Origin of the sequence: Prevotella sp. tc2-28, assembly GCF_900107705.1 — a bacterium.
Lineage (GTDB): Bacteria > Bacteroidota > Bacteroidia > Bacteroidales > Bacteroidaceae > Prevotella.
In genome coordinates this window covers 35430-51381 of the sequence record NZ_FNRE01000009.1, presented here as the reverse complement: position 1 = coordinate 51381, position 15952 = coordinate 35430, and the positions used below count along the sequence as shown (strand labels likewise).

General features: G+C 45.8%; 15 protein-coding genes and 5 tRNA genes. 19 read left to right on the top strand and 1 reads right to left on the bottom strand.

Annotated elements, in window-relative coordinates; translation table 11 throughout:
- Positions 1-165 precede the first annotated feature (165 nt).
- The 3 genes from BLU47_RS09080 (at position 166) to BLU47_RS09070 (ending at position 6302) form a co-directional block, all read left to right on the top strand.
- Positions 166-3297, top strand: a complete 3132-nt coding sequence (locus BLU47_RS09080) for a SusC/RagA family TonB-linked outer membrane protein (protein WP_091961498.1) — start codon at positions 166-168, stop codon at positions 3295-3297.
- 31 nt (positions 3298-3328) lie between these two features.
- Entirely contained in the window at positions 3329-5038 is a 1710-nt protein-coding gene (locus tag BLU47_RS09075; RefSeq protein ID WP_176780521.1) for a RagB/SusD family nutrient uptake outer membrane protein, read from the top strand.
- Positions 5039-5102: 64 nt separating this feature from the next.
- Positions 5103-6302, top strand: a complete 1200-nt coding sequence (locus BLU47_RS09070) for a glucuronyl esterase domain-containing protein (RefSeq protein WP_255402136.1) — start codon at positions 5103-5105, stop codon at positions 6300-6302.
- A gap of 128 nt (positions 6303-6430) precedes the next feature.
- On the opposite strand, the gene BLU47_RS09065 is transcribed toward BLU47_RS09070, so the two are convergent.
- Positions 6431-7423 carry a malate dehydrogenase gene (locus BLU47_RS09065; protein ID WP_091961491.1) on the bottom strand — a complete coding sequence of 331 codons (993 nt, stop codon included), beginning with the start codon at positions 7421-7423 and terminating at the stop codon, positions 6431-6433.
- A 154-nt stretch (positions 7424-7577) separates the two neighbouring features.
- Between BLU47_RS09065 and BLU47_RS09060 the strand changes: the two genes are divergently transcribed.
- The 16 genes from BLU47_RS09060 to rplL all read left to right on the top strand — a co-directional run bounded on the left by BLU47_RS09060 (position 7578) and on the right by rplL (position 15841).
- Complete coding sequence (locus BLU47_RS09060) at positions 7578-9353, top strand: aminopeptidase P family protein (RefSeq protein WP_091961780.1); 1776 nt, start codon at positions 7578-7580, stop codon at positions 9351-9353.
- 121 nt (positions 9354-9474) lie between these two features.
- On the top strand, positions 9475-9666 hold the full coding sequence (rpsU, locus tag BLU47_RS09055) for a 30S ribosomal protein S21 (protein WP_091961488.1): 192 nt from the start codon (positions 9475-9477) through the stop codon (positions 9664-9666).
- A 71-nt stretch (positions 9667-9737) separates the two neighbouring features.
- Entirely contained in the window at positions 9738-10628 is an 891-nt protein-coding gene (xerA, locus tag BLU47_RS09050; protein ID WP_176780529.1) for a site-specific tyrosine recombinase/integron integrase, read from the top strand.
- Positions 10629-10662: 34 nt separating this feature from the next.
- A complete protein-coding gene (hpf, locus tag BLU47_RS09045) occupies positions 10663-10962 on the top strand; it encodes a ribosome hibernation-promoting factor, HPF/YfiA family (protein ID WP_091961481.1) in 300 nt (99 codons plus the stop codon).
- Between the two features lie 96 nt (positions 10963-11058).
- A tRNA-Thr gene (locus BLU47_RS09040) sits at positions 11059-11132 on the top strand.
- A 47-nt stretch (positions 11133-11179) separates the two neighbouring features.
- Positions 11180-11262 (top strand) — tRNA-Tyr (locus tag BLU47_RS09035).
- A gap of 24 nt (positions 11263-11286) precedes the next feature.
- Positions 11287-11359: transfer RNA gene (locus BLU47_RS09030), tRNA-Gly, on the top strand.
- Positions 11360-11367: 8 nt separating this feature from the next.
- Positions 11368-11439, top strand: a tRNA-Thr gene (locus BLU47_RS09025).
- Between the two features lie 68 nt (positions 11440-11507).
- The gene (tuf, locus tag BLU47_RS09020) at positions 11508-12692 is read left to right on the top strand and encodes an elongation factor Tu (RefSeq protein ID WP_091842969.1); all 1185 of its coding nucleotides are present in this window, start codon (positions 11508-11510) and stop codon (positions 12690-12692) included.
- Positions 12693-12769: 77 nt separating this feature from the next.
- A tRNA-Trp gene (locus BLU47_RS09015) sits at positions 12770-12842 on the top strand.
- A gap of 17 nt (positions 12843-12859) precedes the next feature.
- Positions 12860-13057 carry a preprotein translocase subunit SecE gene (gene secE / locus BLU47_RS15280; RefSeq protein ID WP_143025519.1) on the top strand — a complete coding sequence of 66 codons (198 nt, stop codon included), beginning with the start codon at positions 12860-12862 and terminating at the stop codon, positions 13055-13057.
- Positions 13058-13072: 15 nt separating this feature from the next.
- A complete protein-coding gene (gene nusG / locus BLU47_RS09005) occupies positions 13073-13621 on the top strand; it encodes a transcription termination/antitermination protein NusG (RefSeq protein WP_091961474.1) in 549 nt (182 codons plus the stop codon).
- A 96-nt stretch (positions 13622-13717) separates the two neighbouring features.
- The gene (rplK, locus tag BLU47_RS09000) at positions 13718-14155 is read left to right on the top strand and encodes a 50S ribosomal protein L11 (protein WP_091961471.1); all 438 of its coding nucleotides are present in this window, start codon (positions 13718-13720) and stop codon (positions 14153-14155) included.
- A gap of 25 nt (positions 14156-14180) precedes the next feature.
- Positions 14181-14873 (top strand): 50S ribosomal protein L1, encoded by a 693-nt coding sequence (gene rplA, locus BLU47_RS08995; RefSeq protein WP_091961470.1) that lies wholly within the window; start codon positions 14181-14183, stop codon positions 14871-14873.
- Positions 14874-14892: 19 nt separating this feature from the next.
- Complete coding sequence (gene rplJ, locus BLU47_RS08990; RefSeq protein WP_091961466.1) at positions 14893-15408, top strand: 50S ribosomal protein L10; 516 nt, start codon at positions 14893-14895, stop codon at positions 15406-15408.
- A gap of 52 nt (positions 15409-15460) precedes the next feature.
- Complete coding sequence (gene rplL, locus BLU47_RS08985) at positions 15461-15841, top strand: 50S ribosomal protein L7/L12 (RefSeq protein WP_091961463.1); 381 nt, start codon at positions 15461-15463, stop codon at positions 15839-15841.
- The last annotated feature ends 111 nt before the right edge of the window (positions 15842-15952 follow it).

Below are 15952 nucleotides of genomic sequence, written 5' to 3'. Positions count from 1 at the left end.
ATGAAAAAATCTGTCTGTTATGATAATGCAAAGGTAGGTAGAAAAGTGTTCATAGGGAAAAAATATCAACGAACTCCTAATATTTTTCGGCGAAATGGTGACAATATTACACCCTATGCGTCTATTTAACGTTATACTACTAATATTAACTAAAACTTAACAAAAATGAAAAAAACTATTAAGACCTGTATGGCTTTTGGTTTGGTAGCATTTCTGTTGACGCCGACAAGAGCTATGGCGACTAATGATGTTACTCCCTCTCCTCAGGCAGCTGCCCAGCAGCAAGCCAAGCCAGTTAAAGGTAATGTGGTGGACGAGAACGGTGAGCCTCTGATAGGCGTATCCGTAAAAATCGTCGGTGCTTATGGTGGTGCCATTACGGATGTTAATGGCGACTTCTCAGTTCAGGGTGCAGAAGGCAAACAGCTTCAGTTCTCCTACACCGGTTACAAGACTCAGGTTGTACGAGCTGGTCAGGGTTTGATGAGTGTCAAGATGGAACCAGATGTCTTAGGATTGGATGATGTTGTGGTTGTGGGCTATGGAACGATGAAGAAGTCGGATTTGACGGGCTCTACTGCTAATGTCAAAACAGGAGCCATCATGGCTAATGTAACAGGTAATGCATTGGAAGCCCTGCAAGGTAAGGCTGCTGGTGTTGCTGTGTTTAATGACAACAAGCCTGGTGAAAGTCCTCAGCTCCGTATTCGTGGTTCCAGCTCTATCAATGCCAGCAATGCTCCGTTGTATGTTGTTGATGGCTTTCCCTTAATGGGTGATGGTGATATTAGCGACATTAATCCAGCTGACATTGAGTCGATGGAGGTGCTGAAAGATGCTTCTTCTACTGCTATCTATGGTTCACGTGGCGCTAATGGTGTTATAATGATTACCACCAAGTCTGGACGCGCAGGCCGTAAGAACTTGACATTCAATGCATCAGTAGGAACGCAGATGCCAGGCCGTAAATTAAACATTGTGAAAGGTCAGGACTTCATTAACTTTATGAATGCTGCCTATACGAACTATAACAACGATGCATCAAAGGCTCCGTTCCCCAATGGTGATACTTCTTGGACGACAAACCCTGCCGCAGACACAGATTGGGAAGATTTACTGCTGCGTGACAATGCCTGGCTGCAAAACTACAATCTTAGCTTCGACGGTAGTGCTAATGGTACTGATTATATGCTGTCAGGTGGCTATTACAAGCAGGATGGCTTGGTTGAGACACAGAGCTATGAGAAGTTCTCCATGCATACCAATCTGCGTCATCAGTTCAACAAGTGGTTGACGGTTGGCGGTAGTGTTCAGTTCACCTATTCTACTCGCAATGCAGAGGATAATGCAGTAAGTAATGCTGCTCGTTATGGTTGGGCAACAGACTCTCCTTACGATAAGAATGGCAATCTTGTGGTTCCTACGAATCCTTATATTTCTGATGCATGGAATCCACTGATTGATTTCCCCGAGCACACTAGTCGTACCAATACAACCCGTGTTATCATCAATACATTTGCTGAGGCAAAGATCTTGCCTGAATTAACGTATCGCCTCAGCATCGGATACGATACTCGTATCAATCGCGGTTATAGCTACAATACTAGCAAACTCGTAGGTAACATGGCTAGTAAAGCCGGTAATGGTGGTCATTCTTGGAATAAAGGTGCCAGCCGACTGATGGAAAACATCCTAACCTATAGCAAGCAGTGGGATGTTCACCGCTTTACAGCAACCGGTGTTTACTCGTGGCAGGACTATGACTACCAAAGCACAGGCGTTTCTGCACGTGGCTTCACGCTCGACCAGTTGGGCGCATGGGATATCACAAAGGGTGAGACGAGCACTTATACCCCGAGTTCTACGCGCTATAGCAACCGCCTAATCTCTTATACAGGTCGTGTTACTTATGCTTATGCTGACCGTTATATGCTGACTGCAACGGCCCGTTGGGATGGATCGTCACGCTTTGGTGAGGATAAGAAGTGGGGTTTTTTCCCCTCTGTGGGTCTTGCATGGCGAGCTACTGAGGAGAACTTCATGAAGAACATCAAGGATGTGCTCAGTGATTTGAAGGTTCGTGCCAGCTTTGGTGTAACTGGTAACCAGGAAATTGGTAACTACAAGTCGCTGGCCGTATTGGAGAGCTCGGGCAGTGCAACTAATTATGTCTATAACAATGCTGAGTTGACTGGTTATGCCCAGACCAAGTTGGCCAATCCTGACCTGCAGTGGGAGCGTACCAATCAGTGGGATTTCGGTATTGATATCGGTCTTTTCAATCGTTTCAATATCAACTTCGACTATTATATCCGTGATACCAATAAATTGCTTTACGAGGTGCCCCTGCCTCGTGAAACGGGTTTCTCTACCTTGCTGAGCAACGTAGGTGCTACGCAGAATAAGGGTTGGGAGTTGACCGTTGGTGGAACAATCTTCAAGAACAAGGACTGGTTTGTAGATGCTAGCGTTAACTGGTCGTATAACACGAATAAGATCAAAGAACTCTACAACGTCAGTGGTGTAGAGACTAAGGAGATTATCCTTCGCTCAGACGGTACAGGACTAGATCGTCGTTTGGTCGTTGGTGAACCTGTTGACGGACTCTATGCACGCCATTCGCTTGGTATCATCAAGACTCAGGAGCAGTTAGACTGGTACAAGCAGTATGCTCCCAAGACAACAGCTAACGCACAGTTGGGTGATGAGATGTACGAGGATATAGACGGTGATGGAAGTATAGGCTTGAATGACTATATCTGCATTGGTTCTGTTCAGCCTAAACATTTTTATGGTCTGAATATTAGCGCAGGTTATAAAGACTTCTCAATTAATATCTATGGACAGGGAGGTTTCAAATATGCCTCTATTGCTGGTGCAGAGAGCAGTGGCAACAATGGTACAGAATGGGCTCTGAGTTATGCTGATAATGGAAGTTACTTGCTTTGGGGTGAGAATAATATTCAGGAGCGTATGTATCTGCCCTCTACCTATGCTTATGAGCGCATGTGGAGTCCTACGAATCCTGATGGCGAATTCCCTGCAGCAGGTTCTCATGGTACCTATCTTTCGGATCGTACTAACGGTGACTGGAGTTATTTTATTCTGAAAAATATCCAGTTGAACTATGATTTTACAAAGTTGTTGAAAGTTAAGACAATCAAGGGCTTGAAGGTTAATCTGAACTTCCAGAATTTTGTTACCTTTGCAAATCATCGTGGATACAACCCTGTTAATGGTGATATATCAAACCCATGGGCTAAAGCTATCATCTTTGGTGTTGACTTGAAACTCTAGTATGTTGAATCAATTTAAAAGAATAATTATTATGAAACTATATCAATATATTGCAGCAGGACTCCTTGGCGCAACCATGCTTAGCGGTTGTACCGACTTGACGGAGAAACCTTATACGTTCGTTGATCCAGCTTCGTATTATCAGAATGAGGAACAGTTGAACTCTGCTTTAAACACGGTATATAACTCGTTCCGTTCTATTTACAATGATGGAGGTACGTTTATGCGCCTGGAAGGTTGCACAGACTATGGACAGCCCAACCGTGAAGGTAATAAGAACAACATCAACGACATCAATGCTTGGAAATACCAAAACCAGGCCAACAATGCAGGAACATTCACTGCTATATGGACAAAGGGCATGGCCTGTATCAATCGTGCAAATAATGTGATTGCACAGTTTGAGGCTGCCAACATGGAACCGACCCTGCAAAAGCGAGCCATTGCTCAAGCAAAGTTCATGCGAGCAGGTGCTTATTACCTAATAGCCCGTATCTATGGTGGAGCTCCTATCATCAAAACTGTTACCACCAGTATTGACAATCTTAGCTTCCCACGCGCAAGTCTGGATGATACTTATGCATTCATCATTGAGGACTTGGAGTATGCAGAGGAAAATCTTCCCGTACGGGGCACCAATGGTTATGATGTATGGCGTTTCTCTAAGGGATCAGCCCAGGCTTATCTGGCTAATCTCTATCTCTATCGTGCTTCTATGGCAGGTTCTGGAGGCTATACCACTTTTGACAAGGAATTGTTGAAAAAGGCTAAGGAGTATTGTGAGAAGGTTATACAGTCAAATGCTTATGACTTGGAGTCTGACTTTGGGAACCTCTGGTGTTCGCTGAATGGCGACAATGCCCGTAATAATAAGGAATCTATAGTAGAACTTCAGTTCTCAACTTTGAATGGTCAGCAGAATGGTATGCACCAAAACTTTGGTATGTTTGCCGATTCTACTTATCCTGAGGAATTCGTTTCATTCGGCAAGACCATCTCGACAGGTGGTGGTGGTAGTTATTACTATCTGCGTACAGGTCCTTCCGTAGAAGCTTGGAAGAGTTATGATGCAGCAGACCAGCGACTAAAGGTGCTTATCTCAGAGGGAACGTATAGCAAAGGTGGTAATACTGTACATTGCATCTTTGACCCTGATGTAGACAAGGGCTCCTTGAAAGGTCATTTGGGTTGGGGAAGTTGCTGTCCTGGTAACATTAAAGTTCATGATTTTTCCAAGGAGGCACGTTCCGCATTGCGCTCAGGCAACAATTTTATGGTAATGCGCTATGCGCAGGTATTGTTGGATTATGCTGAGATAATGAACTGCTTAGGTGATCAGGCTACAGCTCTGACTTATCTCAACAAGGTTCATCAACGTGCCGGCTTACCTGCAATGACAGCTGCTATTGCTAAGGCCACTTGGCAGAATGATGAGCGTTGCAGCATTTCAAGTGATGCTGATGCTGTCGACGAGGCCATTTTCCAGGAGCGCGGACGCGAGTTTATCGGTGAGGGAGTCATCTATTTCGACGAACTCCGTACAGACCGTTTGGGCAAACGCGTGGGCTATTTTGTTCAGAAGTACAATAAGATGGGCTATAACCAGGTGCTTCCGTTGGAATTCGTTCCTAGTAAGACTCACTTGTGGTGGATTTCTAATACCGATCTGAGTGCAAACTCAGATTTGATCCAGAATCCCAACAATGTAGAGGATTCTCGTTATATAAAGTATAAGAACTAAACTGATGTATATATGGTTGCCACGGGATTGATGCTAATTCCGTGGCAACATCTTTAACCAGGCAATGATGATTCGCGAAATAATAGGATTGTGGTTGTTGGCTGTCTGCAGTCTCTGTGAGGCTCAGGCTGTACAACCTGTCAAGAAGGATTTCAACTATTTCTTTCAGACGGCTGTTTATGATGAGAATCTTATTCCTGAGTATACCTTGCCCGATCCGTTATGCTATTTGGATGGCAGTATAGTGACCACTGTCACGGAATGGGAGCAGAAAAGGAGGCCAGAGCTGATGGAGATGCTGACGACATATATGTATGGCCGTGTTCCTAAGGCTGCAAACCAACCTTTCCCACATAGGGTGGAAGTTGTTGAACATAACGCTTTTGGGGGAAAAGCTGTTAGAAAGTCCATCAAAATTTGTATGACAGATGATATCGATGGCCCTTCTTTCAATCTACAATTATTTCTTCCGAATGCTGCAAAGGGTAAGATGCCTGTTATACTTGGTCTATCCTTCAAACGGAATGAGCAAATCGAAAATGCAACGGAATGGCCATTAAAGAAACTTCTTGGTAGTGGTGTGGGACTGGCAACCTTCTATTATCAAGATGTATGTCCTGACAACCCCAATACAACACTTGCTTACCAGCAGGGCATTATCCCATACTTTTACAGAAAAGGTCAGATGTATCCTGATCCAGACCAGTGGGGAAGTATAGCTGCTTGGGCATGGGCTGCAAGCAAGGCTATGGACTATCTGCAGACGGACAATCAAGTAGACGGAGAAAAGATTGTGGTGATGGGACATTCCCGTTTAGGGAAGGTCGCGTTGTGGACAGGTGCTACAGATCAGCGTTTTGCGGCAGTCATTGCAGCACAGTCTGGTTGTTGTGGTGCTGCATTGTCGCGACGCGGAATAGGAGAGACGGTAGAGTCTGTAAACACGATTCTTCCTTATTGGTTCTGTGGTAATTTTAAACAATTCTCCGGTCGTGAGCAGTTTATGCCTTTTGACCAACATGAAGTAATTGCAATGATAGCACCACGTCTTGTGTATATCTCTAGTGCTTCGGATGACCGTTGGTCTGACCCTCGTGGTGAATTTTTGGGAGCAGAGGGTGCAAAGCCGGTATATCTGTTGTATCAAAAAGATGGTATTGCGTATCATACACGAGCGGGGGGACATACTGTGTTGCCTTACGATTGGGACCAGTTCCTCTCATGGTTGGAGTCGAATATTTTTCTTCTAAAGGCTACCCGTTAGTCCGTAGGCTTCGGACTCTTAGTCCGTGCCGTTCGGACTAGGAGTCCGAGGCGTTCGGACAAAAATAAAGGTATAAACGAAAAAGCCCGTCGTTAATGACGGGCTTTTTATTTGTAGTTGATCTTGAATTACAAGTTCGGGTTGATCTTGTTCCACTCTGAGATGGGGGGAACGATGTTCAGTGTAACCAACTCGTCACGCATCTTGCACAGGTGCTCGTAGCTCTGGTCGAGCTTGGCGTTCTCCTCGGGAGTGCCCTGAGGAATCTCGTACTTGGCACCCTCAGCAGTCATAGTGGTCTTCATAGCCATCATGATATGGTCGTACTTGTCAGTCTTAACGTATGTTCCTACGGGGAAGCGGAAAGCCTCACCACCCATAGCGGCACGAATCATCTCTACGGAGAGGTAAGAGGGGCTCTGGAAAGAAGAGCGTCCGCGAAGCTCGATGATCTTGGCACCACCCTTGGTGACGTCAACTTTCATCTGCTCCCACTCCTCAGCGGGGAATTCTGCGGTGCCGATGATATCGGTCAACTTGCGGCCCTTGATGGTAACGTGGCTACCGAATACAGCCATCTGCTCGCCGTGACCACCATAGGTAGCACAACCCTCAATCTCGCTCTGCATTACGCCAAACTTCTTGGCCAGTGCAGACTGCAGACGAGTGGTGTCCAGACCAGCCAGTGTGGTAACCTGTCCGGGTTTCAAACCTGAATAAAGCAAGGTAACCAGACCAGTCAGGTCAGCAGGGTTGAAGATAATAACAACATGCTTTACGTCGGGGCAGTATTTCTTGATGTTCTGTCCCAGTTCCTCAGCGATCTTACAGTTACCAGCCAGCAAGTCCTCACGGGTCATGCCAGCCTTACGAGGTGCACCACCGGAAGAAATGATGTACTTAGCGTTCTTGAATGCCTCTTCGGCATTGGTGGTGGCTACTATGTTCACATTGTCAAAGCCACTCTGGCGCATTTCCTCTGCAACGCCCTCGGGAGAGAATACGTCGTAGAGACAGATTTCACTTGTCAGACCCATCATCAGGGCAGACTGAGCCATGTTTGAACCGATCATGCCAGCTGCGCCGACGATGGTCAGTTTGTCGTTAGTTAAAAATGCCATAATTCGTTGTATTATTATAATTATCTATTCTTTGTGCTGCAAAGTTATAAAATAATTGTGAATTGACCGTTGTGAAATGGAAATTTATTTGTTATTTATTCTGAAAAAGTGTATCTTTGCAAAGTGGAAATGACAAAACGTGATGGATAAGGCAATGATTAGAGAGCGTTTAGCGCTTTTACGAGAAGAATTACGACGCGAGCACCTCAGTGCTTTCATCTTTCCTACCAGTGACCCTCATAACAGTGAGTACACGGCGGACCATTGGAAGGGTCGTGAGTGGATTAGTGGCTTTACTGGTTCAGCCGGTATTGCCGTGGTAACGCTGAAAAGTGCAGCACTATGGACGGATTCGCGCTATTTCATTCAAGCGGAAGAGCAACTCAAAGGGACGGAATTTCAGTTGATGAAGCGAAAAGTGGATGGAACACCTACTATTCGTGAGTGGATATCCGGCGAATTGACTGATATGAGAGACAAGGAAATAGGAGTAGATGGTTCGGTCACTTCTGTAGCTGACGTGGAACAGTTGAAAGAGGAAGTGAAGCGTAGGGGTGGCATCACCGTGCGTACTAACTTCGACCCTTTACAGCGGATATGGAAGGACCGTCCGGCGATACCTCAGAACCCTGTCGTGATACAGCCTATTGAATTCGCTGGCGAAGAGGCAAAATCGAAGATTCATCGCATTCGTCAAGCTCTCCGCAAGCTACATGCTGATGGAATGTTGGTGGTGGCATTGGATGAGATAGCCTGGACGCTTAATCTGCGAGGCAGTGACGTGCATTGCAATCCGGTGTTTGTTTCCTACTTGCTGATAGCATCTAATAAGACCACGCTGTATATTAATAAGGAAAAAGTGTCGGACGAGGTGCTTTCCTATCTGAAGAGCCAAGACGTTGAGGTGGCTGAATACACAGAAATCGTTCAAGGACTGAAAGGCTATTTCGAATACAATATCCTGCTTGACCCTGACGAAGTGTGTTATACGCTCTATCAGCAGGTAACGCGTCATATCGTAAGGGAAGCATCGCCTATTCCTGCCTTGAAGGCTATAAAGAATGAAAGGGAACTGACGGGTTTTAGGTCGGCGATGCTGCGTGACGGCATCGCCTTGGTTAAATTCCTGAAATGGTTGGATGAGCGAATCGGTAAAGAGAAGTTGACGGAGATTTCCGTTTCCGACAAGTTGGAGTCATTGCGTGCGGAACAACCACTCTATCGGGGCCTCTCCTTTGACACTATAGCTGGCTATGAGGAACATGGGGCTATCGTCCACTATGAGGCTACCCCGGAAACAGATGTGGAGTTGCAAGCAAAGGGCTTGTTGCTCATTGACAGTGGAGCGCAATATCAAGATGGCACGACGGATATTACCCGTACTATAGCGCTGGGACCGCTGACCGAGGAACAGCGAAGGGTCTATACCCTGGTTCTGAAAGGTCATCTGCAATTGCAGAATCTTCACTTCCCTGACGGGGCGAGTGGTACCCAACTGGATGCTGTAGCCAGACAAGACTTGTGGAAAGCAGGTTTGAACTATCTGCATGGTACAGGTCATGGGGTGGGGAGTTATCTGAATGTACATGAGGGACCTCATCAGATACGCATGGAGTGGCGTCCGGCAAAGTTGCGTGAGGGTATGACAGTAACTGATGAACCAGGTGTCTATCTGGAGGGACGATTCGGGGTCCGGATAGAGAATGTTCTGCTTGTCGTGCCTGCAGACAAGACAGAATGTGGACAATTCCTGAAGTTTGCCCCATTGACCCTTTGTCCAATTGATTTGTCACCAGTGATAAAAGAGATGATGACACCAGAGGAAATACAATGGTTGAACGACTACCACAGCATGGTTTATGAGCGTCTTTCGCCTTATCTGGACGAAGATGAGAAAGCGTGGTTGAGACAGTCAACAACACCTTGGTAAAGAAAAAACGATGGAAAAATTTGGTGGGTTGCAAAATATGTTGTAACTTTGCACCCGCTTTTCGTGGCACCTGTGCCCGAAGGCATAAGTTTAACGTAAAATTTTAAAATCAAGAAAGAACATGATTATCGTACCAGTAAAGGAAGGCGAGAACATCGAGAAGGCCCTCAAGAAGTTTAAGAGAAAGTTTGAAAAGACCGGTGTCATCAAGGAACTCCGTGCACGCCAGCAGTTCGACAAACCTTCTGTACTCAAGCGCCTGAAGATGGAGCACGCTATTTACGTACAGAAGTTGCGCGCCACTGAAGAGTAAAAAAATCACGGAATTATTTGGTGGTTTGAAGAAAAAGTTGTAAATTCGTTGCCGAAAAAGAGATGCAACGAATGAATATGACGAAAGAATTCTTAAACTACCTCCGTTATGAGCGAAACCGTTCGGAGTTAACGGTGCGCACCTACGAGCGAAGTCTGAGAGACTTTGAGTCGTACTTCAAAAATCGAGATAGTCATCTCTCGTGGGAGTCGGTAGACTCGGATATCATCCGTGACTGGATGGAGAGTATGATGGATAAAGGCGACATGGCATCAACAGTGAATAACTGTTTGAGTGCCGTGCGTTCCTTTTTTCGTTTTGCGATGAGCCGTCGCTTGGTGTCACGTGACCCTGCCTATGCCATTAAAGGTCCTAAGAAACAAAAGCCACTTCCCCAGTTTGTACGTGAAGATGAAATGGATCGGTTGATAGACGTTTCGGAAATGTGGAGCGATACCTATCAAGATCTTCGCGCGCGTACTATTATTATATTATTTTATGAGACAGGAATCCGTTTGGCTGAGTTGATTGGACTGAAAGATAATGACATTGACTTTGCAACCCGTCAGCTGAAAGTCACTGGTAAGCGCAACAAACAGCGGATAGTCCCTTTCGGGCAAGAACTCGAAAGTGCTTTGAAGACCTATATCGAGCATCGGAACCAAAAATTTGTCAATCCAGCTGATGATGCACTCTTTCTAAGTGACAAAGGTCAGCGGATGAGTCGTTTCCAGGTAGAGATGATTGTGAAGAAGTGTCTCTCACTGGTGACGACGCTGAAGAAAAAGTCGCCTCATGTTTTGCGGCATTCCTTCGCGACAGCCATGTTAAACAACGGAGCCGGGCTGGAGAGTGTACGGCTGCTCTTGGGTCATGAGAGTGTTGCCACAACCGAGATTTATACCCACACGACATTTGAACAACTAAAAAAAGTATATGAGAATGCCCATCCAAGGGCTTAACCTTATTATTTACCCTAAAAAATAGGAGGTAACTATGGAAATTAAGATTCAGTCAATTCATTTTGACGCAACTGAGAAACTCGAGGCGTTCATCGAAAAAAAGGTCGCCAAGTTGGAAAAAACTTTTGAAGACATCAAAACCGTCGAAGTGCAGTGTAAGGTTGTAAAGCCAGCTACGGCACAAAATAAGGAGGTCAGCCTGAATGTGTCCGTTCCTGGATCAACGCTTTTTGTTGAGAAAGTGAGCGATACATTTGAGGAAAGTGTGGACCTTTGTGTTGATTCTATGAAGGTCCAGCTACAGAAAATGAAGGAAAAAATGCGTAATAGATAAAAAAAATCTCGAAAAGTTTTGGTAATTCAAAAATAATGCCTACCTTTGCATCCGCTTTCCGACATTCAGACTCCATCGGGGAGCGGATGCTTAAATGCCTCTTTAGCTCAGTTGGCCAGAGCACGTGATTTGTAATCTCGGGGTCGTTGGTTCGAATCCGACAAGAGGCTCGGAAGGACGAGGCCAATAAAAGGCTGAGACGAGGCAAAAACATTGAGGGTGGTTTCCAGAGCGGCCAAATGGGGCAGACTGTAAATCTGTTGTCTTTCGACTTCGGTGGTTCGAATCCATCACCACCCACTTCCAAAAGAGGAAGTTAATGTTGCGGAAATAGCTCAGTTGATAGAGCACTAGCCTTCCAAGCTGGGGGTCGCGGGTTTGAGCCCCGTTTTCCGCTCAATGCTCGCTGTTATAGCTCAGTGGTAGAGCACTTCCTTGGTAAGGAAGAGGTCCTGAGTTCAAATCTCAGTAACAGCTCAAAACGTTAGTGAAAACGATTTAAATCGGAATAATTCATTTAATAAAACAATAAACAAAGAAAAGCTATGGCTAAAGAGAATTTTGTGCGCACCAAACCGCACGTAAACATTGGTACTATCGGTCACGTTGACCACGGTAAGACTACTCTGACCGCTGCTATTACTACTGTACTGGCTAAGCAGGGTCTTTCTGAGGTTAAGTCTTTCGACCAGATCGACAATGCTCCTGAGGAGAAGGAGCGTGGTATCACCATTAACACCGCTCACGTTGAGTACGAGACAGCTAAGCGTCACTACGCTCACGTTGACTGCCCGGGACACGCCGACTATGTGAAGAACATGGTAACTGGTGCTGCTCAGATGGATGGTGCTATCCTTGTTGTTGCTGCTACTGACGGTCCTATGCCTCAGACTCGTGAGCACGTTCTGCTCGCTCGTCAGGTAAACGTTCCCCGTCTGGTTGTGTTCCTGAACAAGTGTGATATGGTTGAGGATGAGGAGATGCTGGAACTCGTAGAGATGGAGGTTCAGGAGATTCTCGCTCAGTATGAGTTCGAGGACGATACTCCTATCATCCGTGGTTCTGCCCTCGGCGCACTGAACGGTGTTGAGAAGTGGGAGCAGAAGGTAATGGAGCTGATGGATACCTGTGATACTTGGATTCAGGAGCCTCCTCGTGCTACCGACAAGCCCTTCTTGATGCCTGTTGAGGACGTGTTCTCAATTACTGGTCGTGGTACTGTTGCTACTGGTCGTATCGAGACTGGTGTTATCCACGTAGGTGATGAAGTTGAGCTCCTCGGTCTGGGTGAAGACAAGAAGTCTGTTGTTACTGGTGTTGAGATGTTCCGTAAGATCCTTGATGAGGGACAGGCTGGTGATAACGTAGGTCTGCTGCTCCGTGGTATCGACAAGAACGAAATCAAGCGTGGTATGGTACTTTGCCATCCGGGTCAGATTAAGCCCTTCAAGAAGTTCAAGGCTTCTATCTATGTCCTGAAGAAGGAAGAGGGTGGCCGTCACACACCATTCGGAAACAAGTATCGTCCCCAGTTCTATCTCCGCACTATGGACTGCACCGGTGAGATCACTCTGCCTGCAGGTGTTGAGATGGTAATGCCTGGTGATAATGTAGAGATCACTGTTGAGTTGATCTACGCTGTTGCTCTGAACCAGGGTCTGCGTTTCGCTATCCGCGAAGGTGGTCGCACCGTTGGTTCTGGTCAGATCACTGAGGTGTTCGAAGACTAATTGTTCAATAGATTGCGATTATTCGCAATACACTCAACTAAATAAAATAGCCCCCGCTTATGGGTGGGGGCTTTTATACGGGAATAGCTCAGTTGGTAGAGCATCGGTCTCCAAAACCGAGGGTCGTGGGTTCGAGTCCTCCTTCCCGTGCTAAGAAAGAAGATAGTATGAAGATTTTTAAGACATTCATCAATTATTGCAAAGCTTGCTATGAAGAGCTTGCGCACAAGACGACTTGGCCAACCTATAAGGAACTGACACAAAGTGCAGTGGTTGTGTTGTCTGCTTCGCTTATTATTGCAATAGTAGTATGGCTGATGGACGTTGCGTTCAAGGCAGTCATGAGTTCAGTTTATCCTAACTAAAGAATAGAACGGAAGATGGCAGAGGCTTCAGAGATGAAATGGTACGTTCTACGTGCTGTTAGTGGAAAAGAAGGAAAAGTTAAAGAGTTCATCGATGCTGCAAAGAAGCATAATGATGTGCTCGAAAGTCACGTTGGTGAAGTCCTTCTTCCAACAGAGAAATATGCCATGCTCCGTAATGGAAAGCGTGTTATCAAGGAGAAGCTCTTCCTTCCGGGTTATGTGCTTGTTCAAGCTCATCTCCAAGGTGAGGTTGCCCATATGCTTCGCTTTATTCCTAATGTCTTAGGATTCCTTGGTGGAATGGATAATCCTCAGGTCGTACGTCAGTCGGACATCAATCGCATTCTGGGTACAGCCGAGGAGACGACAATAGAAAGTGCTGAGGTTAATATCCCATACAGTGTTGATGAAACAGTCAAGGTTACTGATGGGCCGTTCAGTGGATTCAGTGGCGTTATCGAAGAGGTTAACGCAGAGAAGCGCAAACTGAAGGTGATGGTAAAGATCTTCGGACGTAAGACTCCTTTGGAGTTGGCTTTTACACAAGTTGAGAAAGAATAAGGTGTAAATGTTACGGTACACCTGTTCTATATACGGTCATAGGAGGCTTCCACTCCTGCGGCTTATATAACAATCAATAAATATTAATAAACAGAAATGGCTAAAGAAGTTGCTGGATTAATCAAATTACAGATTAAAGGTGGCGCTGCGAATCCCTCTCCTCCCGTAGGACCTGCACTGGGTTCGAAGGGTATTAACATTATGGGATTCTGCAAAGAGTTCAACGCCAGAACCCAGGATAAGGCAGGTAAGATTCTTCCTGTTGTTATCACATACTATGCAGACAAGTCTTTTAGCTTCATTATCAAGACTCCCCCTGCTGCCGTACAGTTACTGGAGGCCGCTAAGGTGAAGAGTGGTTCTGCTCAGCCTAACCGTAAGAAGGTTGCTACCGTTACTTGGGATCAGGTACGTGCAATCGCTGAGGATAAGATGAGCGATTTGAACTGCTTTACAATTGAGTCAGCTATGAAGCTGATTGCTGGTACAGCTAGAAGCATGGGTATCACTGTTAAAGGGGACTTCCCTGGTTAAATAACAAATAACTTCAATTAAGAAAATGAGTAAACTGACAAAAAATCAAAAGTTGGTAGCTGATAAGGTTGAAGCAGGGAAAGCATACTCTTTGAAAGAAGCTGCAGAGCTGGTAAAGGAAATTACCACTACTAAGTTCGATGCTTCTGTCGATATCGATGTACGCTTGGGTGTTGACCCGCGTAAAGCTAACCAGATGGTTCGCGGTGTTGTATCACTGCCGAATGGTACTGGTAAGGTTACACGTGTCCTCGCTCTCTGTACTCCCGATCAGGAAGCTGCTGCTAAGGAAGCTGGCGCCGACCACGTTGGTCTTGACGAGTATATCGAGAAGATCAAGCAGGGTTGGACTGATGTTGATGTGATTATTACAATGCCCTCATGCATGGGTAAGTTAGGTCCTCTCGGACGTGTATTGGGTCCTCGTGGCTTGATGCCTAACCCCAAGAGCGGTACTGTTACTATGGACGTTGCTAAGGCAGTCAAGGAAGTAAAGCAAGGTAAGATTGACTTCAAGGTTGACAAGGCAGGTATTGTACACGCCTCAATCGGTAAGGTTTCTTTCACTCCCGAGCAGATTTTCGAGAATGCAAAAGAGTTCTTGCAGACTATTATCAAGCTGAAGCCGGCTGCTGCCAAGGGTACCTATATGAAGAGTGTCTTTATCTCCAGCACGATGAGCGCTGGTATCAAGGTAGATCCTAAATCAGTTGAATAACTCGTAAAAGTTTAGTAAAATGAAAAAGGAATTAAAAGATACTATCGTAGTAGAACTTGGACAGAAGCTGAAGGAATATCCTCATTTCTATCTGGTTGATATTGCCGGACTGAATGCAGAGCAGACTAGCGACCTTCGTCGTAAGTGCTTCAAGAATGAGATTAAGATGGTCGTAGTGAAGAATACGCTTCTCCACAAGGCTTTTGAGGCTTCTGATGTAGATTTTGAACCTCTTTATGATAGCCTGAAAGGCAGTACAGCTGTGATGTTCGCAAATACAGCTAACGTACCTGCTAAGCTCTTGAAGGAATATGCCAAGGAAGGTGTTCCCGCATTGAAGGCTGCTTATGCCGAAGAGGGCTTCTTCGTAGGTGCAGACAAGCTGTCAGAGCTGGTTGCTATCAAGAGCAAGAACGAACTTATTGCCGACGTTGTCACATTGCTGCAATCTCCTATCAAGACTGTGGTGTCTGGCTTGAATGCTGGTGGCAAGATTCACGGATTGCTTGACGCTATCGCAGAGCGTAACAAATAATGCGAACGAGTAAAAACATTAACATTAAAAAACAATTAAAATTTTAAATAAAATGGCAGATATTAAAGCTATTGCTGAAGAGTTGGTAAACCTCTCAGTTAAGGAAGTACAAGAGTTGGCAACAGTCCTGAAGGACGAGTATGGAATTGAGCCCGCTGCAGCCGCTGTTGCTGTTGCTGCTGGTCCCGCAGCTGGTGGCGCTGCCGCTGCTGCTGAGGAGAAGTCTTCTTTCGACGTTGTTCTGAAGGAAGCTGGTGCTGCTAAGCTCCAGGTAGTTAAGGCCGTTAAGGAAGCTTGCGGTCTGGGTCTGAAGGAAGCTAAGGATCTCGTAGACGGTGCTCCTTCTACTCTGAAGGAAGGCCTGTCTAAGGACGAGGCTGAGAACCTGAAGAAGGCTATCGAAGAGGCTGGTGCCGTAGTTGAGCTGAAATAATTTAGCACAACAACAATAAATATGGTTGGGAGCTCTCCAGTAGAGGGTTCCCGACCATTTTCTTGTCTTTTATAATCCGGGCTGTCCGGATTCTCCGGAATTTCCGGTTAT